This window comes from Legionella qingyii, assembly GCF_003990155.1.
Taxonomy (GTDB): Bacteria; Pseudomonadota; Gammaproteobacteria; order Legionellales; family Legionellaceae; genus Legionella; species Legionella qingyii.
Genome location: NZ_RZGX01000003.1, coordinates 229,086 through 252,480 on the forward strand (window position 1 = coordinate 229,086; position 23,395 = coordinate 252,480).

Consider the following 23,395-nt stretch of genomic DNA (forward strand, 5'->3'; position numbering starts at 1 on the left):
CGCGTGAATGACAATATTTATTGTAACTAAGCCGATAGATCCCGCCTCTTCGAATGACAGTTCGAGTTTCTGTCATTCCCGCGCAGGCGGGAATCCATTCATCAGTATAATTCCTTGGCCAAATTTATCCATTGAGGGTTATTTTGCTCAATTAGATTTATTTTCCATTGCCTATTCCACTTCTTAATTTGTTTCTCTCGTGTTATCGCTTCATACACATCTGAATGGATTTCATAATAAACCAATTGGTGGACATTATATTTCTTTGTGAATCCTTCGACTAATCCTTCTTGATGCTGATATATTCGTTGTGCCAAATTGCTAGTAACCCCTACGTATAATGTGCCATACTTTTTGCTAGCCAACAAATAGACATAATATTGTTTTTCTTCCATGAGTGTTCCTAATTAAACTTGTTTTACTTCAACAAATCCTTGGCAATTGCTCTCCTGCCAACCAATCAACAATTCTCATACCCCCGAATTTTGTTTTTAGTTGTACAAAATGTCGTGGGTCTTCAATCACTTCACCAATAATTTTCGTATGAACTCCCAAAGGGTGGGCGCGCATTGCGGCTAATAAGTTATTTGCATCGTCGGGAGCACAAATGGCTACTAATTTTCCCTCATTGGCAACATAGAGGGCATCAAGTCCTAACAACTCGCATGCGCTGGCAACCTCGGTACGAATTGGGATCTTGCTTTCTTCAATGATAAATCCAACATTGGATTGCAAAGCAAATTCATTTAATGTGGTTGCGAGACCTCCACGAGTAGGGTCGCGCAAACAATGAATGTCGGGTACTACAGCAATCATATGGGCCACCAAATCATGTAGTGAAGCGGTATCGGATTGTATGGTTGTTTGAAATTGTAAATTATTCCGATGAGCCATAATGGCAACACCATGATCGCCAATATGTCCGCTGACTAGGACACGATCACCGGGTTTCGCTCTGTTACCAGAGATATGGATGCCTTCAGGGACTACTCCAATTCCCGTAGTGGTAATGAACACTCCATCTCCTTTGCCGCGTTCGACTACTTTGGTATCACCGGTAATAATGGGAATATGAGCTTGTTGTGCGGCAGCAGCCATCGAGTTGACAATTTTTTGTAAATCAGCAAGAGGAAATCCTTCTTCTAAAATAAAACTGGCAGACAGGTATAATGGTTTTGCACCCGACATCACAATGTCATTCACGGTTCCATGAACCGATAAGGAGCCAATATTACCCCCTGGAAAGAACAACGGTGAAATCACATGCGCATCTGTGGTCATGACCATTCGACCTGCGGATACTGAAAAACAAGCCTGATCATTTCTTTCAGCTAGCCAGTGGTTATCAAAGGCAGCTAAAAACATTTGCTCGATTAATTGAGCCATGGCGCGTCCACCGCTGCCATGAGTTAAATTAATAACGCCTTCTTTAAAATTAAGTTTTGGTGCTTTTACTTTTTTGGATAATACTGCTTGCGTCATCATGCATTCACCCGCCCATAAGCATATACCGCAGCACATGCGCCTTCAGAGGACACCATACAGGAACCTAAGGGATTTTCCGGGACACATGCTTTGGCAAATAATTTACATTCTATTGGTTTTTTTACACCACGCAGTACCTCACCGCAAATACATTGTTTGTGCTCTTGAGAGGTAAAATCAGGGATATCAAAACGTTTCTCTGCATCGAACTCAGCATATTCGGCTCTGATTTTTAAAGCACTTTGAGGAATAAATCCCAAGCCACGCCATTCAAATTGATCGCGTAATTCAAATACGTCATCCATAATTTGTTGGGATAGAAGATTTCCCAAGCGATTAACTGCCCGTGTATATTGAATTTCTACCTCACATCGTTGCTCATTGATTTGCTGGATTAGCATTAAAATAGAATGCAGTACATCCAAAGGTTCGAAGCCTGAAATCACAATGGGTTTTTTGTATTTTTTGCATACTGCTTCATAGGGCTGGCTGCCAATGACAATACTGACATGAGCAGGACCCACAAACCCATCGAGTTTGACTTCGTTGGATTGCAGCAGGTGATCCATAGGCACTGGTGTTAATACATGGTTACAAAAAACACTAAAATTACTGAGTTTTAGTTGTTCCGCTTGGCGGATAACCAATGCTGTTGGTGGCGTTGTGGTTTCAAAGCCAATAGCAAAAAATACAATTTCTTTCTGTGGGTTTTCTTGAGCAATTCTTAATGCGTCGCTTGCTGAATAAATCATTCGTACATCAGCGCCTGTTGCTTTGGCATGTAATAGATTTTTTTGTCCCGTACCTGGAACGCGCAACATATCTGCATAGCTGCAGAGAATCACATTAGGTAATGCGGCCAAAGCCATTGCTTTATCCGTTGTAGCCATAGGCAATACGCAGACAGGGCATCCAGGGCCATGGATCATTTCTACATTATTTGGCAATAAGCTCGGAATTCCATAACGATGAATTGCATGGGTATGACCGCCACAAAACTCCATGAACTGGTAGTGTCGATTCGGATCAACTTGTGTCGCAATTACTTTGGCGAGTACTTTTGCAAAATTGCCATTTCTGAAATCTTCAATGTATTTCATGCCGATGCACCTTGGGCCATTTGAGCAAATAAATCCAGGGTTTTTTGTGCTTCGAGTTCATCAAGTCGTGTTAACGCATAGCCAACATGAATAACCACATAATCTCCCAATGCGATTTCATCTAATAACTCAGTGGAGATTTCTTTGGTGATACCACCTATATTGACTATCGCTTTGGCATCATCAAGAATTTGTATAATTTGTGCGGGTAACGCCAAACACATAAATTATCCTTTGTTCTTATTAAATTTGGCTATCCCTTTCAGCCTGAGTTCTTGGTATATTAATTATAAATTCCCCGCAATCCAGGCTTGTCCGAGGGAAATTCCTCCATCATTGGGTGGAAGAGCACGCGGTAAAAAAGAGGTGATACCGGATTCATTTAGTACAGCAGTTAATCCTTCGGTTAATATTTGATTCAAAAAACAGCCTCCGCTTAATACTATCATATCAATTTTCCTTTCTCGACAGGTTTTCTTGATCCATTCTGCAAGACCCGCAATCAGTGTCCCGTGAAAAAGATTGGCTCCGGTTATAGGAGCAGGACAATTAGCCAGCAGTTCGAGGGTGGGCATCATATCAAAGCAATTCTCTTTTATTTGCCACCCATTGGAGATGATTTGTACCTGGGTCACGAGACTTTCTAAGTGCATTGCGGCGTGTCCTTCGTAATGCGAGATTAATTGGATTCCTAATAATGCACTTGCTGCATCAAACAAGCGGCCGCAACTGCTTGTGGGAGGGCTGTTTATTTTTTTATCCAGCATTTGCTGAATCAAGTGTGCTTGTGGAAACTCAGAAAATCGTTGTGCAATTTCATTGCCGCGTCCTAAACGATGCAAAACACTTGCTGCCATTCTCCAGGGTTCGCGAGCTGCACTTTCTCCGCCTGGTTGCAGGAGAGGTACAAAAGCTCCAATCCGAGTACAACTTGTATTTTCTAATAAAAAGAGTTCACCACCCCAGGCTTCTCCATTGTTGCCGTATCCATACCCATCAAGAGCTAAACCTAGGACTGATTTTTTGATGCCATGCTCTGCTATAACTGAAGCCAAATGAGCATGGTGATGTTGTATTGCAAAAGCAGGAACTCCATAGTGCTCGGCAAAGTGGGTCGTGTAAAAATCGGGATGTAAGTCATGAGCGATTCGTTCTGGTGTTACATCGAGAAAACGTAACAAATGATTTAATGACTCATGGAAAAATTCAATGGTTGCTTTGTTATTTAAACTCCCAATATGTTGGGAAACAAAGGCTTCATTACCGCGAGTAATGCAAAACGTATTTTTTAGATGTCCGCCTACGGCCAAGGTTGATGGAATTGCGTAGGGGAGCTGGATTGGGTTAGGTACAAAACCTCGAGAGCGACGAATAAATACTGGAGTATGATGCATTAGGCGTACTACTGAATCATCTGCACGAGTCACAATTTGACGATTGTAGGAGACAATTTTATCTGCAACATGATTGAGTTCTTGCTCGGCACGATGGTCTTCAATTATAAGCGGTTCACCGCCTAAGTTTGCGCTGGTAACTACTAATGTGATGTCTTGAAACGTGTTTAACCACTCATAACCGCTCTCATTTCCAATAAGCGCATTAAAAAGTAAATAATGCAATGGAGTGTATGGAAGCATGATTCCTAAAATGTTTAAACCCGGAGCAATTTGGGGATTGAACTCCCTCAATGCATCATTTTTTTTGAGTAAAACAATAGGGCGGGTAACGCTTTCTAATAAATCTTGTTCGTGTTGATTGATTGTGACAAGATGTTTTGCGCTTAGACTGTTCACCACCATGAGCGCAAAAGGTTTCGCATCGCGGTTTTTTCTTGCCCGCAACCTGGCTATTGCAGCTTCATTGCGTGCATCACAAATGAGTTGATAACCCCCTAAACTTTTTAAGGCAATGATCTCGCCTTGCACAATACTTTGTGCTATTTCTTCCACAGAACATGAAAGTTGAGGGCCGCAATGGATACAAGCAGTAGGTTGAGCATGATAGCGTCGGTTTTCAGGATTATTATAATCTGCCTGGCAATCGTCGCATAAAGGGAACAAATCCATTGAGGTTTGATTGCGATCATAAGGAAGATTACGAGTGATGGTAAATCGGGGACCGCAGTGCGTACAATTCAAAAAGGGATAATGGAAATAGCGGCTTTGAGGATCAAAGAGTTCCTGTAAACATTCAGAGCAAATACAGATATCAGGGGTAATGATGGTATTTACTCTGCCATTTTGGCTTTCAATAATTTTAAAAAGTTTTTCATTGGCTTGTAAAGGGATGGTTTCCTGTTGAATATTATTTACTTTAGCAAGTGGAGGTAAGTTTTCTTGTAAATAAGCAATAAAATTACAGGCTAAAATCCCTTGTACTTCAATCAGTACACCGGATGCACTATTTTGGATCCATCCAGTGAGATCAAGTTGTTTGGCGATCCGGTAAACACAAGGTCTAAAGCCAACACCCTGAACCTGTCCTTGAATGATTATTCTTAATCGTTCGATTCGTTTAAACACGGTTATTTATTTGTTTTTGTCTTAGCCATTCATACCAATCATTTAAACCATTACCATGGCTCGTTGAAAGGGTTAGAGTTTCAATACCGGGTTTAATTTGACGCGCGTATTTTATGCACTGCTCCAGATCAAAATTGACATAAGGGAGCAAATCCATTTTGGTGATGATCATGAGATCAGCACAATGAAACATATCAGGATATTTCAATGGCTTATTATCTCCTTCTGTTACGGAGAGAATAACTACTTTGAATTGCTCACCTAAATCAAATAATGCAGGACAAACAAGGTTACCTATATTCTCGATAAATAAAAGTGAGTTTGCTTTCAGAGGAAGATCTTCTAATGCATGACCCACCATATGTGCATCCAAATGACATACTTTTCCCGTATTTATTTGTAGGGCATTGCCGCCACTGGCTTTAATGAGTTCTGCATCGTGCTGCGTTTGTTGATCCCCTACTACAACTGCAATATCCAATTCCTCTTTTAAATCCAGAATGGTTTTTGCCAACAGGGTCGTTTTGCCTGAGCCCGGACTTGACATGATATTCAATGCTAAAATATTTTTTTTAGCTAAAAAACTTTTATTGTTGCGGGCAAATTGTTGGTTTTTAGCTAAAATATTTTGCTCCACATGAACCAGATGTTCGTCATGAACATGATGTTCTTGTTGATGTCCATGCTCATGTCCATGCTGATGTTCATGATGCTCCATTTCATTCTGTTCTTCAGAACAACCACAAATTCCACACATTATTCGACCACCATAGATTTGATTCGTAATTCTTCACCGTGAATAACCTTTAATGCATGACTGCCACAAGCCTGACATGCATCGTAATACTGTTGCAAGGGAATTCGCTTTTGACACGATTCGCAGAGTGCTTCTCCAGGAATATCGACGATGTAAAGTTCGGCGTTTTCAGCTACTGTTCCTTTGGCAATTACGGTAAAACCAAAAATCAGGGCATTCTTCTCAACTGCAGCAAGTTGGCCAATTTCTAAAACTATTTTTTTTATACGAGCACACTGTGTTGTATCCGCTTTCTGCTTAATTATTTCAAGAATACTTTTACACAGCCACAATTCATGCATTATATGACCTGATATTAAATTTCTAATTATACATTTGGATTAAATTAATCATACCAATAATCAAACTAAATGATGCAATTATAAGACCCGCCATGCGAGAGAATAAAAGAGATACTGAATCAGCACGTTGGATCAAAGTTGAAACAAATAAACCATTTAGTCCATCAGAAACCATCATCCCAAACATAAAAACGATCCCAAGTACTCCTGAAAATAACCATCCAGCCATGGCTCGTGCGGAAAGAGAAAATAAAACAACTTGGCTTACTGTATCAAAGGACAGAGCAAAGAGTGCTCCGATTAAGATGATAAAAAAAGGATTAAAGTTATTCCGAATTAATTTCTTTGCTAAGTAGTTTTTTAAACTGGTTGGAAGAGGAGGGGTGGATGGGCTGCGGAACACATTCCAAAGATTTAATAATCCAAAAATCAATAAAAAAGTAATCGATATACTGTTTCCCACTCCGTCTAGCCATTGGGGAACTATTATAGGTTTTATTCCATTACCAATAATTAAGCTGATTAAAATGACTACACTACCATGTCCAAGAGAAAATAAAAAACCTACAATTTTTGCCAGAGTTCGATGTGAGCTGACCATCCGTGTAACTGAATCAATAGTTGCTAGATGATCCAAATCAAAACCATGACGAAGGCCTAATAGAAATGCCATCGCGATTAAAAGCAGTCCGGATTTTTCCATAGTTTACTCTAATAGCTTGGGTGCGCCCGCGAGGACGGGAACTCATTTCTAACGAGGAACAGTATTACTTTAAGAATAGATTCCCGCTTTCGCGGGAATGACAAAAATTCTTAACTTAATGGCGATGCCGCTGTGCTGCACCAGGCTAGAATTAATTACAATTATTATTAATGACGCAGTTTACCAGACTGGTTGCAAAGTGATAATTGTTATTTTGATCATGAATTACTTCCCAGTCAAAAACACCACCAAATCCTGGATAAGCTCGTGGTGGAACATAGGTATCACAGCTTGATGAACTGGCGACCCCTGTGCGTAAACATTGTATGGCTCGTTTGATTGTACTAATGACTGCTGCCGGTGAGCCATCACTTTGTCCTGATGCATTGGGTGCAGGATAACCAAGAACTACTTGAGATGGGGTTAAATTACTGATGTAAGGTTGGAATCCAGTTTGTTGTCCTGAACTGGTGACTGCAGGCCAATTTTCTAATAAATCAGTTGCCATGGCTACCGAAGCATTGGGAGTACTTGTATTGTTTGGATCATAACAAATTAAGTCAATGCCGAAGGTACACCCTGCATTATAAATTTGAATACCAACCCATTCTAAAGATTGATGGGTTTGCATCACCAATGATGCATAGTTCCCCCATGTTGCATCAAACCCTGAGGTGGCAGCAACATTAGCAGTTTGCGGCGCTAAGGTAAGAAGCAAATCAGGATGATTGGTATGCATTGTATTGATAATATTCGCTAAAACGGCAATATCACCTGTAGGATTGGTAAACGTTCCGCCTGCGTTTAACCCACTTTCAATATCGAAATCAAATCCATCAAAATGATATTGAGTGACAAGATTTTCTAATGAAGTAATGAAGGTTTGTTGGAAGGCTGCAGGTGAAGAGGCAGCAGCCAATACCTGATGAAAATTTACTGTGGTATTGGGGATGCCTGAGGATGCACCACCTAAAGAGAGCAATACCTTAATGCCTGCATTATGCAATGATTGAATGTAACTTGTTGATACAGTATCGAACGCCGAAGTAATTTGTCCTGGGGATGTAGTGCTAAATACCCCAAAAGCAACAAGAATATGGGTATAACCAGCATTAGCTAATGCAGTAGCGGATGGTGGTGTTACCCAGCCTGGTAAGTAGCCTATAATTCTGCCGCCAGTGGTTGTGCTTTGAGTATAAGTAATCGTTTCTGTAGCAGAAGACGATGCGGTTAAAGGCTGGGGAGAATAACTAATTGTATAACCATTAACTGCTGTTGCACTTACTGTGTAAACGACCCCATCAGTTAAGTTTACATTACTCGTTCCTGTGCCATTACTTAATAAAATTGTTTCATTTACAGCTGAACCATTACCACTAGGAGTAAAGGTTACATTAATGGAGGAAAGAGAGGAGGGGGCTCCTGTTATTGTAATTGGAACACTGTCTTGAGCTACTTGAATGCAGTTATAGGTAAGTTGTATTGTTGGGGCAGAAACTGCTGCAGTAGCCGATGTTGGTGTGAATACTGGGGTACAACTATACCCATTGTATGCGATCGCAGGAGTAGAAAAAGTATAACTGACTCCATTAGCCAACTGACTAATTACATTCGTTGTGCTCCAAAGTACTTGTGCATTGATGGCGCTTTGATTATCCATCCGAGTTAAAGTTACAGTAGGTATGCCTGTATAACCTGATAAATGAGATGGCAATGCAGGTAATTTGATATTGATGTTTCCTGTTGTTGGCAATGCTGTATAGGTAAGAGTAGAGGAAACTGTGGTATCAGCTGAAACGGTTAAGTTTGTTGGATTTGCTACGCCTTGATACACGACTCCATTGCTATCCATAACAGCGGTTGGTGAAACGGTATAAGTTCCGGCAGAGAGACCTGATATGAGTTGTTGACCAGACCAGGGAACCTGGACTGTACTTATAGTTTGTCCATTTAAAGTTAAATTAACTAAAGCATAGTTTTGCGATACGTTCGCAGGTTTTGTTGTTGCATTAATTAAATTAATATTACCTGTAGATACTGGGGAATTTAAGTAAACAAGAACACTATTGGCTATGTAATCTGCAGTAGGCGCCCCATAAATAATTGTAAAAAAACTTCCTTTAGGCAGCTTGCTATTGGCACCTGGGTATGTGGGGAATTGTAACGAGAGCGAAGATAAATAGGTGCCGTTACTTTGGGGCTGTGACGTAATTTGTAATGTATTGACTGGATAGGATAAAGGCGAAAAATTTCCCCAAAATGAGGTATTCAAATTGCTGCTATTAGAAAACGTTATTGTAGAGTTTTGAAAATCTACAGTTTGATTGCAATTGTTAGTTAATTTCAGTGAAATTGTTTGCCAGCTTTTTGTACCCGTTGAGCTCAAGCTTCCTGTAATACAAGAAGTGGGTTGAGGAGCAACAATTGGCGTTTTGGCAAATCCATCATTTAAGAAACACAAAAAACCAACTAAGATCCCTATTTTTCTCATAAATTCCCTTAATTTTCATAAAATTAGTTATTAGTGGGAGATCAACAATAAAGACCTTTAGGGGTAAATGCAAGTGTTCTTTGTAACAAAAAAGCACGGTTTTAACGTGCTTTGAATCCAATGAGTTGTCGAAAAATAAGCTTAAATAGAAGGGTTTTTATCTTTTATTTTTGACCATAATTCGTCTGCTTTTTTTATATTAGCAGGAATATCTTTTATCCTAATAGCGTGTATTTGTTATCTAGTGAAAGCCGTTATAGTCCATCGCCAGTATTTGTGATTCCTTTCTATAATTTTCCGAAAAATGTACCAATTCAGGTAGACTTTTTTCGCACCAACGAGTTGCAGTCATTACGGGTAGGGCATCCTTATTGTTATTCAGGGCCCATTGGGCATGTTCTAATAATAAGCTCGCTGCGTAGGTTTGTGCCAATGCAAATGCAAGTTGTCGTGCTCCAGTTTGTTGTTCTTCATCACTCATCTGGGACATGGATTGAATATAGTTCTGCAGTTTGTGAACGGCGTGTTGTGCTTTTATTTGAGAGTGAGTGAGTTCTTTATTGTTAATATGACTTAATCGCTTTTGCATGTCCTCAAGAAAAAACACGGCTGCATTCTCTTTATGAATAGCGCGCAATGCATCAAGACTGAGAATATTAGTTGTTCCTTCCCATATGGATAGTACTTGTGCATTTCTTAATAATTGGGGAAGTCCTGTATCTTCAATATAACCAGCCCCACCAAAAGCTTCCAGGGCTTCGCTGATTAGGGTGATTGCTTGTTTTGCCGTATAAAGTTTTATCAGAGGAGTTAAAAGTCTCAGTACAGCACGCTCCATTTCTGTTGCTTCATTTAATTCATCTTTTCCTAAAAGCTCGATGGCATGAAAAACCAGATGGAATGCGGCGGTAAATTCGACTTGCATGTTTGCTAATGTTTCCAGATGGAGTACATGCTTAGACAGAGTGCGGCCAAAAGCAACACGTTTTGAAGCATAATCACGAGCAAGTGCAAGGGCTCGCCGCATGTAACCCACCGCGCAACAGGCATTGTAAATGCGTGTAATATTAAACAGGGATGATATTTTTTTTACTCCATCTCCAGCTTTTCCAACTAATAACGCAGGAGCATCCTCCAGAGTTAATTCAGCGGTCGGAAGGGCGCGAGTGCCTAATTTGTCTTTTAATCGATTAATGTGTATGCCATTAAGTTTGCCCATCTGATCTCGAAGTTCAAGATAAAACAGACTCAACCCTTTACTACCTTCGGGGGCTCCTTCAATACGGGCAAGAGTCATAGCAATTTGTGATGTTGTGGCAGAAGTAAACCATTTAACGCCATTGAGACGATAATGAGAACCATCCTGTCTTGCAATGGTTGATGTGCCACTCACATCAGAACCTCCTGTGCGTTCGGTCATCCATTGCCCAGAGGTCCAAAAATGATCTGGGTCAGAAGAGGTTAAATGGGGAAGGGCGTGATTTTTCAAGGAATCATCTGCGTACAGTTCTAAAGCTCGAGCAGCCCCATCAGTCATTGCGAGAGGGCAAGTATAGATTGCTGATGAGGGATGAAATAAATACAATTTGGCAAACTGATGGATGCGGGATAATGCGCCATGTCGTCGTTCATATCCTATGGCAATTAATTGTTCTTCCGCAGAGATTTTGTCAAGCTCTTTCCATGCTTGGGAAACTTCAATATGGTCAATGCGTTTACCCCAGGGATCATAGGGTATATGCTTGGGTGGGAAGGACTCAGCTTCCTCTCCTAATTTATAGATGTCTTCAATGACTCGCTGGCCAAGACGATACAATTCAGGTTTAATTTCCATCAACATGGAAGAGGGAAGTTTCCATTCCAGATAAGTTTTTAAAACGCGATCTTCATCATATTGATTGCCCAAATGGGGCGGAGTTTGAAAAAAATCACTCATGGATCCATTCCCTTAGATTTTTAAGTTCTATCTATCTTAACCGGCTTAAATATAAGGAGCAATCCCAAACCTTATGGCTTTTTTTCCCGAGAATATCCCTAGGTATAAGCTCAAAAATTAGGTTTAATTTTGATAAGAAAATAAAAATAGATTTGAACTTTCTTTGCAAATCTGACAAGGTATTGCTGGATTTTAACATGAAGTGTAGTGAAATGAAGAAAGGAGTCTAAGGTGAGTTATTCACGTTTATTCAATAAGGAGTTTGCAGCGGCTGTTTTAATTTCTCAATTTTTTGGGGGATTATCAGCATTTGCTGCTGGTTTGCAGCTAAATGAGACTAGCCCAAGCTTGCAAGGTTCTGCAATGGCTGGTTCTGCAGCGGCTAATAATGATGTTTCAGCTTTGTATAACAATCCAGCAACATTATCTACTTTACAGCAAAATCAGATTTACGTTGGTGCAAGTGAGTTTATCCCCCAAATCAGTATGATTAATGGAGAAGCTTTTCATACATTTTATGTTCCGGGTATGCCACCATCAAATATTGCCGGTCCTGTTCAAGGGAGTGCTTCCCAACATAACATCAGCAACGCAGTTTTTATTCCCCAAGGTTACATTGGTTGGCGCACACCTCTCGATAAGTTAACCCTTGGGTTAGCCGTTGTAGAACCGTTTTATTTATATAATAAATATTCTGAAGATTCTGTATTACGTTATGCAACAGTCAAAAGTGAGATTAATTCTGTTGATATTAATCCCACCCTCGCATATCAAGTTAATGAGAAATTGTCGTTAGGTGTTGGCTTTCAAGCGCAATATTTAAAAACGATTTTTTCGCATTTTGATGGGGTTAATACGGGTGTTCCTCCCATTGATCTATTCATTGCAGCCACAGAACCTACGCATTTAAAGAGTGATGGGTGGGGTTATGGTTATACCCTTGGCGCCTTATTTCAGTGGGACCAATTTACTCGTTTTGGGGTGAGTTACCGCTCGGAAATCTCCACAAATCTGAGTGGTCATGGGGAACAATATACGATTATTGGTGATATATTGCCTTCGCCTGCAACTACCTTCTTATTCAACAGTGAAACTGCTGTGAGTAATAATTTTAAGACCCCTGGGGTATTAACTATTGGTGTTGCTCGGGATATTAATGAGTGGACGCTAAAGGCAACAGCTCAGGTTAATTTCTGGGATTATTTAGGTGATCTTGTTGTTTCAACTCCAGATGGTTATGAGACCTTTTATATTGTACCAATGAAATGGCATAACACCTTTTTCGGCTCTCTTGGCGCTGATTACCGTTACAATTCTTCCCTGACTTTACGTGGAGGATTTGCGTATAACCAAACCCCAATCGATTTACAAAATCGTACTCCACTTATTCCTGAGTCCGATCAATATTGGTTAAATTTTGGATTGAGCTATTTTATAAACAACCATTTCTCAGTTGATGGTGCTTACTCGCATATTTTTATTCGTAAGCAATCAGTGAACATTGCCCAAGCCAATGAAGGTATTCCTGGTCTGGCAGCGCCATTAGAAGTCAATCAAGTAAGTGCCGACTATAAAGGTACAGAGAATATTGTATCGCTGGGATTACGATACAGCTGCTAAGTCATTATAAGGAGATAATTTAATGTTAACAAAAATAAGAAAAATGATATTACATGCCAAAACACAATTAGTTGTGTTGATGAGTATGTTTTCTTTCTGCTGTATGCTGCCCCATGTCGCTCAAGCTATTCCACTTAATAAAATTACCAAAGTTTACTTTTTTGGCGATAGCTTAACAGATAGTGGTTTTAATAATGTGTTTACACTCATCAATGGTATGCCTGATAAAGCACCTACGTTTACAACCTTTAATGGATACACTTGGGCTCAATATATAGCGCATGACATCATGGGGACGCCACTTCTGCCTGCAGGTACTCTATTTCCCACCATAGATGACAAGATGACCAATAATTCAACTCCTATTTTTATTGACCCCTCTAAACCGCCTGCGCCTCCGATAGTACCACTACCCAATGGGTTTAATTTTGCTTGTGGAGGAAGTAGGACTGTAGCTGAACCAGGCATAGACTTTTATTGGGCTCCATCTCTTCAGCGCCAGGTCCAAAATTACTTGTCTACCGCACCCAAAAAATTGGATTCTAATGCGGTGTACTTTATTTGGTCAGGTGCGAACGATATGCTTTATGGAATTTCTGAACAGCTTAATCCAATCGCGTTCATGCAATTGATTGACGTGACCACAACTCAGATTGTTCAACAGATTGATGTTCTTAGTGCTCGAGGCGCTAAACAATTCGTGATCTTATCTCAGCCTAATATTGGTGCTACTCCATTCATAAACCAACTGGCAGTAGCAATCGGGGATCCATTGCTACCAGGAAAAATAAAAAATCTTAGTTTTATGTTTAATTCGCTGTTAAATCAAAAATTGGCTGCCAAACGGTCTAAAGTCAAAATTTTATATTTTGATACTTATACCGCTTTGGATAACATAATCAGTAATGCAAAAGCAGGGGAGCCGACTGTCATAAGCGGGGTATCATTTTTATTTCAGAATGTAACCGATCCTGTATGTACTTCTCCAATAGCTATATTATGTCAACAAACTTCAAATAATTACCTTTTTGCAGATTCAGTTCATCCCACAGATATGGCTCATCATGCTTTAGCGTTGGAAGTGGAAAATCAAATCAGACAATGGATGTAGCGCGGTAGAGCGCTCATCCTTAACCCCACTGCTATTAAGTTAAGGAAAAACTGTTTCCGCGAAGGCGGGAACGTATTTCTGGTCGGGTGTCGTGCTCATTTAGGAATAGATTTCCGCCTTCGCGGAAATGACAAAATCTTTATGGAAAAAACGATTGTTTCCGCGAAGGCGGGAACGTATTTCTGGTCGGGTGTCGTGCTCATTTAGGAATAGATTTTCGCTTTCGCGGAAATGACAATAATCTTTAATTTAATGATAGTGATTCCTAGCTCCAATATGTCACGAGCTGATGACTTTTTGCTTCACAATCGGACTCAAGTTACACTGTATTTTTTACGTAGAGAAAGTATTGATGAAATTGAGATCACATAATCTTTTAACCTGGGTAACTCATCTTTTCTTGTTTTATAAAGAAAAAGTGTTCCGGAAATTATTACCCATAACAATAATTATTATCCTGTACGCGGTAATAATCGCTTGTTTTTTTGAAAACGCGACGCGTTATAGTGTTGGCCAATTCCATCTGATTTTTAGCTTTATCTTAACGATAATCATTAGTTTTAGAGTAAATACCAGTTATGCACGCTGGTGGGAAGGACGAATTTTATGGGGTTCGATTAATAATAATTGCAGAAATTTAGGTTTAAAGTTTGATGCCTATATAGGATTACAGGAATATCCTGATTTTTATGAATTGTTAAAAAAATTACCTATTATCATCAAAGCCCATTTACGCAAAGAAAGTAAAGAGATTCAAACAGAGTTACTTTCCTTATGTATACATGAATTTGAAGGGAAACATCCAGTTCTTATAGTAACGCAAAAGATGTATCGTATTCTGAATCAATTACGCCAAGAAAATAAGCTGCAGCTGGAGCAATATCTGGCGTTAGATACTCACATAGCTAATTTGATAGACATGACCGGGGGCTGTGAGCGAATCGCCAATACTCATGTCCCTTATGCCTTTGCCTTCTTTGTGAAACAAGCGATGCTTTTTTATGCCATCATGTTCCCTTTTGGTTGGGTAGATACATTTGGATTTTTGATTATTCCGATGATGGTTATGATTGTATATATTTTATTGGGTTTGGAAATATTATCTGAAGAATTGGAAGAACCATTTGGTAAAGATGACAACGATTTACCTTTAAGTACGATTGCAAAAAATATTGCTCGAAACATAGAGCAAATAGCAGAAACTAGGGAGACATGAATTTCGACATGTCACAATTCATCTATCTGTTGTTATATGCTCTTGAAAAATAAAAATATATAGGTTAGTTTTTTAATGTAAACAATTTATTCCTATGCTGTAAGATCCAATATAAATTGAGAGCAGCAGCCCCAAAAAACTTCATATAATCCTGAAGCTATAATGTTAGATATGAGATAAGGAAAGCTCAAATGACAAATAAAGTTACATCGGATCATGAACACTGCCACATACATCCAAATAAACGTATCTCCTGGACCGCCATTTTTGTTGGTGCATTAACTGCGCTAGGTCTCAGTTTTTTATTGAATCTTTTCGGAATTGCTATCGGATTAAGTGCTTTTAAAACGATGAGTAATGGATCCGTCATAGTAGTTGTGGGTGGGATGTTGGGAATCATTGTTGGTGTGGTGATTTCTACGCTTGTAGCAGGTTATGCGGCTGGTTATTTAGGACGCTTATATTGTCCTGAACGTAATTTGGGAATTATTTACGGTTTTATTACCTGGGTTATGGCTTTAATCATGGGGGCTGCCCTCATAGGACTATTAAGTCAATATGTAGTAACCTATACTAATTCCATTTCTCGTACTGTAGTAGCAGTTCCAATTACAGTGAATCAAATCTCCACTCCTGTGGGCACAACCAAAATTTCTTCTTCAACAAAGAATGGTCAGAAAGAAGCTATAGTAGAGGTTAATGTGACTCCAACAAATCTTGCTTCAGGTGCATACATAGTATTTGCGTTGTTTTTAGTGGGCGCTATATTTACTTGTGTGGGGGCCAGTTGGGGAATGCGGTGTAAGAGGGATGATAACTAATTTTCGGGTAACGTATCACACTGCATTTGCCCATATCAGGGAGATATAGGCAAATGCGCTTATTAATTTATGCAATTAAAATCATAGGGAAATACCACGGAAGCACTATTTTCCGGACCATTTAGAACAACATATCCTGCTTTTAAAACACATTGACCAATGGATGAGCCTTGCAAGGTATAACCTGGTGTCGAGTACACGGTTGCACTGATTGACAGAGGAGCTGGAGAACAAGGTATGTTATCTATAAATTGAGGTCCTTTTCCACCCATTAGGGTAAGTGACTTATTTAATCCCAGTTCATTAGACGTTACATTAAATGCAACATTCTGATCAAATGGAATTGGTGGTGTAGCAACAGCTACTTGGACCTTACAACTCATATCTTCGCCAGCATAAGCAGGAAGAAAAACGGATAAGTTGATGATAGAAAGAGTGGCTATCATTATTTTTTTCAACATAAAAAACTCCTGATTTTGATAGAATAGGGGGCTAACTGATAAGCTATTAAATTACACAGGCTCTATAAAATGATTTATTGCTTGATACATACCTGTATGTATGTTGATAACATAAGGTAGGTGAAAAATCCACCAATTTAGAAAAAAAAATAATGCTTAGGTAATTTTGTGAACACCGTTGGGATGGATTTAATTCGATTAATTTATTAAATACATTTTTATTAGAAATTTTTTGAACTGGCTATAGGAGTTAAATTAGAATGATGATGGTTCGAATAAATCAAGAGAAATAATGACCGCAACCATTCTTAAAACCCGACAGTTTGCCCAACTTGTGCTGATGATCCTTATTGGGATGAGCTGCTTGGCTCAAGCATATGCATTGTTACCTAATCACAGACAAACTCACGTAGCTTCTTCTTCTGTTCAGGTCAGACACAATCAGGAAATTATTGTGTTAGTACATGGTTTGATGCGTACTTCGCTTAGTATGTGGCCATTAAAAAATTATCTAAAAAGACAAGGCTATGAAGTTTATTCCTATAGTTACCCTTCTCCCAAATACAGTATTCAAGAACATGGTATTTATTTAAATCGATTTATTAAAAATTTATTAGAAAAAAATCCAGGCGTTAAAATTAATTTTGTGACTCATAGTCTTGGTGGAATTATTACCCGAGAAGCGTTATCCAACTTGTCGCAAAAGCAATTAAAAAATATAGGTAGCCTCATCATGTTGGCGCCGCCAAATCAAGGATCAAAATTAGCAAAACTCTCTACGACAATGTTTCCTTTGTTCACTTCTCCAATAAAACCATTGAGTGAGCTGAGTTCGGATCGATCGTCATATGTTCATCATGTGCCTGTGCCTAACATTAAAATAGGAATAATAGCTGGGCGTTATGATGCGAAAGTACCACCTGAGTCTGCGCGTTTGGAAGGTCAAAATGAACCGATTATTGTTAATTCCAATCATACATTTATAATGAATAATACAAAAACAAGACAATTAATTATGAGTTTTTTAAGAAAAGGATCTTTTGTTGAAGTGGTAGAGCGATAATTTAAAATCTGATCTTTCGGTTACCAAATTGCCATGGCCTTGTTCAGATCTTCTTCTTCTGGCTCTGCTCCCCAATCATAATCGGTCCCCTCATCATAACCTCGAATCATGGAACTCAATGTACGGATTATAAAAATAACGGGATGAATAGCAATACTGACCAGGCTAAGTGCAGTACCAACTAAATCATCAACAAGATTTAAAGCGTGGCTTGGTAAACTGGGCCAGGAAAATGGATTTAAAAGACAAAAAGGAGTAATTAACACACGCATTAAGAATGCGGTGAAGTCATATAGAGCGCGAAATATATGGCAGAAAAAGCTGGTAAATGCATCAAGATGAAAACCCAGGTTATAATAGGGATAGAACTTAAACTCCGCATAAATTGCGGCAGCCGCTGTGCATGTAGCGTTAAAAAATGTGCTCAGAATGATTCTCCTGAGGGACAACAGAGCGCCCATCTTATCCCATTTTTTATTGGGGTGCTACTGCTTGGCATCCACATTCATGGTCATTTTTTATATTTTGAAACAATCAATTAGCGAGGAAATTTTAAAAAGCAATCCGTTCTAAGATGAACAAAATTGATTGTTTTATTGTAAAGGAAAACACCGCATTGAAAATATTATTTTACATACTTAATCGAGTCGATAGAGTATTTGTTTTCTCAAAAATGAGTTCCGTAATTGATTTACTCAAGAGATCACGCACACCTTGTTTTTTTTCTGGAGTGATGCCAGTGAATAAATTTTTATACACTTCATGCTCATCGCTAAATGTACTTGTGCAAAAACCATTAATCTCTCGAAGATGCTCTCGCAAGTATGAGATAGTAGCTGTATTTTCATCTTTAGGCAGTACACTTTGGAATTCATTTTCAAGTTCTTCAACTTTTGCATAGGTTGCTAAAAGTAATAAAGTATCAAACACTTGAAGACGATTTGCTCTCTCGGATGTATCAGGAGTTTTTTCAAAGATAGCGCGCATATGATCGATAAAGTGTTCTACTTTATTTCTCTCTCGTGTGATTTTTTTCAGCAAACGAGTGTTCATGATTACTCCTGATCTAAAAGAACGAATTATATCGCATTAACTTTGCACTCTATACATTATAGTTGCAAATTGTTATCTAACTGACTTCAGTGTTAGTTGTTTTTATCTGTTTGGCTTCGGATTGGGAATTAATGATTTGCTCAACAATTAAATCAATATCTTCATGTAGCAAACATTCTTTCTGAACTTCCTTCAAACGTCCGAGTTGTCCATACAACACAAGCATTTGCAACAAGGCTTTTTCAGTTTTATTTTCTTCGATTTTATTATTGACTTGTTCTGGATCAATAATTTCCATAACGATTTGACCATTAGTTTCTTTTTTGACGGTTAAACAAGGTAATTTATTTTCACCCTGTATTACAATTTTAAATCCATGATCCATAACCGCGAATAATGAATCAATTTGAAATTCAGGATGTTTTAATCTGTCTAAAAAAAGATGCTGGTCGCTTTTGGCTCTAACATTAACTCGTGCTTTATTGAAAAAAGAAGCTAAATACATCAAGGAACCTTGAGCATGGTTTATTGTGAGTGTCTTTTCTCCATGCGTATCTACAGTAGCAATCAAAGGAGGAGTCACACCACGCGGTACATTGGTATTATAAAAAGCAATGGTAGTATTGGGAGCACAACAAGTTAATAAATTGAGACTTGCTGTTTTATGCATATGGAGCAAGCTGGTGGTGTTAACATATCGTCCTTTGTCAGCTGAACCGCTCTCTTCTTGTTTTGCTCTATCATAACAGCGTTTAACGACTTGGGACATATCATCTAAACACGCACAGACTATCACCGAATTATTATTTTTTTCTACTAAAGCTTTTTGTGATGATTTATAGGTAACGCCATCGATAATTATATTAGGTCTTTTGTCTTTTTGGGCCAAAATACGTTCTTCAACAAGTTCGCTGATTAAGTATGCGCTGTCTTGTGTGCGAATAAAGGCTTGTTCTGTTTCTCTCTTTTCAAATTCTTCCGTAAATGGCATAAATATGCCCCGATAATCATCTGTAGCGAGGGATACATAATCCTTTCGTTCTTCCTTTGTAATATATAGATTGGAAATAGTACTTTTACCGCTCGCTGCAGGACCTAAAAAAACAAAATCACGATTATCGGCCAAGGAATAAACTGGTTTTTTCTCAAGTTTATATTTTTGCACAAAATGGTCTAGGTTTTGATCCAAAAACGCAGACATTTTATTATTTACCAGTTGTTTTCGGACCTTATTCTTTTCCATTATCAAAAATGATTTGAATTCGGATTCGTATTCGAGGCTGTCTATGCTTAGAGATGGATGTACTTGTTGTATTCGCCTTTGAGCATTTTTAATACACTGCTGATGTACTTCTGTTTCATTAAGCAAATCATGAATGCTTGACCAATCAATTACCAGAGAATAGCTGTAACTTGCATCCATGATGTCATGAAATAATTTTTGAGCGAGCTTATTTACCTCTTCTGTGTCAACTCGGTAATCGGTAATTAATCGCGCAGCGAGATGAAGCATCAATGCTGTTTGCATTCTGGGTACTAACACATCAGTTAACCACTCTTCATGGGCGATATTTGCATGTGCTAATTGTTCTTGAATGTCACCTTCCATAAAATGAGGTTGTAATATACGATTGTATGTTTCCTGTAATTGTCTTTCTCGAGTGCTCCATCGATTAAAACCTTTCAGTGTTAAAATATGCCTCATATTGAAGTGAGCCAAGGCCGCTTCCCGTACTTCATTTAATCGCCCAGGAATTAATTTGAACGAACCCTCAGGAAGTTCCAGTTTTTCGCCTGATAATTTAAGGGATTCTACTTCAGGCCTCAATGATTCTAATGACAGCATTTTATGGCCATCACGAGTGTGTCGGGTGATTCTGATGCTGCTGAGTTTTTTTGCAGATGGCTTTAATTGAGCAGATGAAAGCGATTCTGATTGATGAGAATGAAGAATCTCAAGTAACGGTTTTTTCCTGGACGAATGGGTTATTGCTGGATGCTCCTCTTTTAACGGAGTTGGTAGTTTCACCAAAGCTTTAGAGGTTAAAGATTTATTATGCTTTTCATTATAAAATTTAATCCCCGAGGTAATCACTTCTTGTGTAAATTCACTTACCCCCTGGATTTCTCCATCTAAGTTTCCTGGGATAACATCAAGTATTTCATTATTACGATTATAAAGGATTGTCATGACATAATCATGAGGATCAACATGTGTATATGCTATTTCACCTAATTTGGTCTTTCCTACAATTTCTGCAAATGGTTTTGAATGAAATGATTCTTTACCACGAATAATATAGAGAATTTTTACATCGTGCATACCACCAAATTTAAGTGCAACATCAAATTTATCCGTAACGGAACGTGTTCCATCAACACCTGTAGCAGCCAAGGTTACCGCTGCTCCGGATCGAATCTCATGTTTTTTAATATTATTTTCTTGCCCAGATAATAAATGACTGTCAGCAGAATACTCACCCGTTCGGGTCATTTTTTTTGCAAAAAGTACGGTTTCCTCTAGGGAATCAGTTAAATGACCGCCTCTAAAAACAACAGGAGCTTCTGTCATTTTTAAGTTATCATTTTGATAACTCTGCACCGTGTGATAACGATGAACATCTTTTTTGAGATATGTTGTAAGTCTCATCTTAAGTTGTTCTCTAAAGACAAGAGGGGCAGGTAAAATGGAACCTTCTTTATCCGTTAAAAAAGAAAGGTCATTTTTATTTTTTATATCACGGACTGAAACAAAATTTCTGTCATTCACTAACCCACTCACCAACTCAATCAAATGCAATTTCCAAATTTTGTTTTCATCAGAGCTGTCGGTAACATATTGAGTTAACTTCTCATCAGATGAGTTGAATAGGAACTTTTTGATGAAATTTTCAAAATTTCCGACTGTTGAAGGTATATCATCTCCTGGTTGTAAAAGAGGGGTGCTGTTATAAAGCTTCTTAAGATTTTTTAAATGGACAACCAAGTGATCTATTTTTTCATCTAATTCCTTATCTTTTGCATTTGGATTATCCTCAAGGCTAGCAATAAGTGCTGTCATTTCTTTCATTAAGGCACCAACAGCCTCGATTTCTTTTTTAAATTCTTCATCTATTTCTGCAGGTTTTGTCATTTGTTTTATCAAGGCATCCAATTCCTGGTTATAGCGTTGACATGCTCCTGAAACCAAAAGATCTTTTAAGCGATCCAAATTTCCCTGATTTAACCATTGATAAAGACTAAATTTATATTTCTCATCCTTAACCAAATCGACTGCCGGTAAATGAGATAAAAATAGGCTTGTACCGATATCGCTTTCCAAAAAAGCAATACCCTTATCTTTTAATGCTAAAGTATTAAGTGCAATATCTCCTGTATGACCTCTTTGAGATGTAATTTTCAAAAGATCCTGTAAATGACTTTTTAGTTCTTCCTCGGTGGTTTGTTCATCCACGGTAAAAGCGCATTCACTAAAAGGGATGGATGCGGTAATTTCATTGCCAGCGACATCAATGACTGTATAGCTCAATTTATCTTGGAGTAATGTGACATATAACGTATTTGTTTGCAGTGGTTTTTTGGGGGGCTGTAAGCTTAAATCATAGCTAATTACCTGGAAAAAACTTGATAGCGATTTACTATCGATTTCTTTAGGTGCTGCAACATGATTGCTTTGTAACCTGCCTTTATTAAACTCTGCGGCAAGATACTGAGTAAATGACTGAAGAAAAGATTCATATAATGGCTCGTTTGCCATAAAAGTGATGAACTGATAATAATCATCTTCTTCTGTTATCTTATTAAAATTAGGGAAGCTCTTGTCTAATTTATTTTGTACATACAAAAATTGAGTAAATACCTCATCGAATTGCTCAAGAGTTATAATTCCTGCTGATTTTAAATGTTCCAGGGTAAGCTCTTTAGATTTTTTAGCAGTAATATGTAACGCTAATTTTTCTACAAAAAGGGAGTAACGGGGATTGTTCTGTAATTTCTCAATAGCATTTTGCAAGCACTTCTTATGAAATACATCCTCTCCTATACCCTCAATTATTTCATTCTGAATATTAATTTTTTGTTTTTGAGCATCTTGAAGAATAACAAGAGCAACCTCTGGAGCTATATTATCCCATTGGTAAATAATCCCATCTTTTGTTTGTTGCGAATAGCTGGTAGCAGATAAGCCAATTGCACCACGTAAAGTACGATGATACTCATATCGAGGTAGATCGCTAAAAGTCAAAGGATCAAAGTTTACACGCTGCTTTGAGTATATTTTCGTCATAATTATATCAAAATGTGCAAATTATAGACTAATAATTTAGCATAATATTATTAAGATTTTATTAATATAGACCTTTTATTGAGGCAATACAGGGCGATTTCATCAAAGTTTAAAAACCAATCACTTTTCTTAAGTATTGAGTAGAAAGAGCAGCTTTCATTCTTTTTAAAGCAATACCATCCTGAGAGGATTTGTCCTCTTCCAGCAATTTGAGAATGATTTTTCGCATGATGCTTAAATTTCTATCTGCATATCCACGATAAATGGGGCATTGGTCCTCGTTCATTCCTACGTCTAATTTGTAGTGCAAGCCATTTTCTATTTGCCAATGCTCACGAATCGCTTGGTACATTTTTCTGTGTTTTTTATAAGGTAAGGACGTGATGTAGTAACGCGTGGCGGTTTCAACATGGCCTGTCGGTAAATGACG

General features: G+C 38.4%; 20 protein-coding genes. 5 read left to right on the forward strand and 15 right to left on the reverse strand.

Annotated features, from left to right (window positions below; genetic code table 11):
• Window positions 1-101: 101 nt before the first annotated feature.
• The 10 genes from ELY20_RS03445 to ELY20_RS03490 all read right to left on the reverse strand — a co-directional run bounded on the left by ELY20_RS03445 (window position 102) and on the right by ELY20_RS03490 (window position 11,335).
• Complete coding sequence (locus tag ELY20_RS03445) at window positions 102-395, reverse strand: GIY-YIG nuclease family protein (RefSeq protein WP_110144208.1); 294 nt, start codon at window positions 393-395, stop codon at window positions 102-104.
• 28 nt (window positions 396-423) lie between these two features.
• Complete coding sequence (hypE, locus tag ELY20_RS03450) at window positions 424-1,485, reverse strand: hydrogenase expression/formation protein HypE (RefSeq protein ID WP_407656307.1); 1,062 nt, start codon at window positions 1,483-1,485, stop codon at window positions 424-426.
• Entirely contained in the window at window positions 1,482-2,585 is a 1,104-nt protein-coding gene (gene hypD, locus ELY20_RS03455) for a hydrogenase formation protein HypD (RefSeq protein WP_110144207.1), read from the reverse strand. Before hypD ends, hypE begins: the two co-directional genes overlap by 4 nt.
• Window positions 2,582-2,809 carry a HypC/HybG/HupF family hydrogenase formation chaperone gene (locus ELY20_RS03460; RefSeq protein ID WP_110144206.1) on the reverse strand — a complete coding sequence of 76 codons (228 nt, stop codon included), beginning with the start codon at window positions 2,807-2,809 and terminating at the stop codon, window positions 2,582-2,584. Before ELY20_RS03460 ends, hypD begins: the two co-directional genes overlap by 4 nt.
• A gap of 63 nt (window positions 2,810-2,872) precedes the next feature.
• The gene (gene hypF / locus ELY20_RS03465; RefSeq protein ID WP_110144209.1) at window positions 2,873-5,095 is read right to left on the reverse strand and encodes a carbamoyltransferase HypF; all 2,223 of its coding nucleotides are present in this window, start codon (window positions 5,093-5,095) and stop codon (window positions 2,873-2,875) included.
• 4 nt (window positions 5,096-5,099) lie between these two features.
• Window positions 5,100-5,864: a hydrogenase nickel incorporation protein HypB gene (gene hypB / locus ELY20_RS03470; RefSeq protein WP_110144205.1), complete on the reverse strand. Its 765-nt coding sequence runs from the start codon at window positions 5,862-5,864 to the stop codon at window positions 5,100-5,102.
• A complete protein-coding gene (gene hypA, locus ELY20_RS03475; protein ID WP_110144204.1) occupies window positions 5,864-6,205 on the reverse strand; it encodes a hydrogenase maturation nickel metallochaperone HypA in 342 nt (113 codons plus the stop codon). Before hypA ends, hypB begins: the two co-directional genes overlap by 1 nt.
• Window positions 6,206-6,227: 22 nt before the next feature.
• The gene (locus tag ELY20_RS03480; protein ID WP_110144203.1) at window positions 6,228-6,908 is read right to left on the reverse strand and encodes a HoxN/HupN/NixA family nickel/cobalt transporter; all 681 of its coding nucleotides are present in this window, start codon (window positions 6,906-6,908) and stop codon (window positions 6,228-6,230) included.
• Window positions 6,909-7,059: 151 nt separating this feature from the next.
• Window positions 7,060-9,399: a glycosyl hydrolase family 18 protein gene (locus ELY20_RS03485; RefSeq protein WP_127059467.1), complete on the reverse strand. Its 2,340-nt coding sequence runs from the start codon at window positions 9,397-9,399 to the stop codon at window positions 7,060-7,062.
• Window positions 9,400-9,640: 241 nt separating this feature from the next.
• Window positions 9,641-11,335, reverse strand: a complete 1,695-nt coding sequence (locus ELY20_RS03490) for an acyl-CoA dehydrogenase family protein (RefSeq protein ID WP_110144202.1) — start codon at window positions 11,333-11,335, stop codon at window positions 9,641-9,643.
• A gap of 231 nt (window positions 11,336-11,566) precedes the next feature.
• Between ELY20_RS03490 and ELY20_RS03495 the strand changes: the two genes are divergently transcribed.
• The 4 genes from ELY20_RS03495 (at window position 11,567) to ELY20_RS03510 (ending at window position 16,103) form a co-directional block, all read left to right on the forward strand.
• On the forward strand, window positions 11,567-12,955 hold the full coding sequence (locus tag ELY20_RS03495) for an OmpP1/FadL family transporter (RefSeq protein ID WP_110144201.1): 1,389 nt from the start codon (window positions 11,567-11,569) through the stop codon (window positions 12,953-12,955).
• Window positions 12,956-12,977: 22 nt separating this feature from the next.
• Entirely contained in the window at window positions 12,978-14,066 is a 1,089-nt protein-coding gene (locus ELY20_RS03500; protein WP_110144200.1) for an SGNH/GDSL hydrolase family protein, read from the forward strand.
• Window positions 14,067-14,418: 352 nt separating this feature from the next.
• Window positions 14,419-15,282: a bestrophin family protein gene (locus tag ELY20_RS03505; RefSeq protein ID WP_110144267.1), complete on the forward strand. Its 864-nt coding sequence runs from the start codon at window positions 14,419-14,421 to the stop codon at window positions 15,280-15,282.
• A 191-nt stretch (window positions 15,283-15,473) separates the two neighbouring features.
• Entirely contained in the window at window positions 15,474-16,103 is a 630-nt protein-coding gene (locus ELY20_RS03510) for a hypothetical protein (protein ID WP_110144268.1), read from the forward strand.
• A 62-nt stretch (window positions 16,104-16,165) separates the two neighbouring features.
• On the opposite strand, the gene ELY20_RS03515 is transcribed toward ELY20_RS03510, so the two are convergent.
• A complete protein-coding gene (locus tag ELY20_RS03515; protein WP_110144269.1) occupies window positions 16,166-16,564 on the reverse strand; it encodes a hypothetical protein in 399 nt (132 codons plus the stop codon).
• Window positions 16,565-16,856: 292 nt separating this feature from the next.
• Here ELY20_RS03515 and ELY20_RS03520 point away from each other — a divergent pair, with 292 nt between their 5' ends.
• Complete coding sequence (locus tag ELY20_RS03520) at window positions 16,857-17,627, forward strand: esterase/lipase family protein (protein WP_165831656.1); 771 nt, start codon at window positions 16,857-16,859, stop codon at window positions 17,625-17,627.
• Window positions 17,628-17,647: 20 nt separating this feature from the next.
• Here the strand turns inward: ELY20_RS03520 and ELY20_RS03525 are convergent, their stop codons facing one another.
• The 4 genes from ELY20_RS03525 to ELY20_RS03540 all read right to left on the reverse strand — a co-directional run.
• Complete coding sequence (locus tag ELY20_RS03525; RefSeq protein WP_110144271.1) at window positions 17,648-18,088, reverse strand: hypothetical protein; 441 nt, start codon at window positions 18,086-18,088, stop codon at window positions 17,648-17,650.
• A 169-nt stretch (window positions 18,089-18,257) separates the two neighbouring features.
• On the reverse strand, window positions 18,258-18,680 hold the full coding sequence (locus tag ELY20_RS03530; protein ID WP_110144272.1) for a hypothetical protein: 423 nt from the start codon (window positions 18,678-18,680) through the stop codon (window positions 18,258-18,260).
• A 76-nt stretch (window positions 18,681-18,756) separates the two neighbouring features.
• Window positions 18,757-22,965, reverse strand: coding sequence for a zeta toxin family protein (locus ELY20_RS03535; RefSeq protein WP_110144273.1), 4,209 nt, complete (start codon window positions 22,963-22,965; stop codon window positions 18,757-18,759).
• A 109-nt stretch (window positions 22,966-23,074) separates the two neighbouring features.
• The coding region (locus ELY20_RS03540) for an ISAs1 family transposase (RefSeq protein ID WP_126955362.1) at window positions 23,075-23,395 on the reverse strand (321 nt) is incomplete at its 5' end.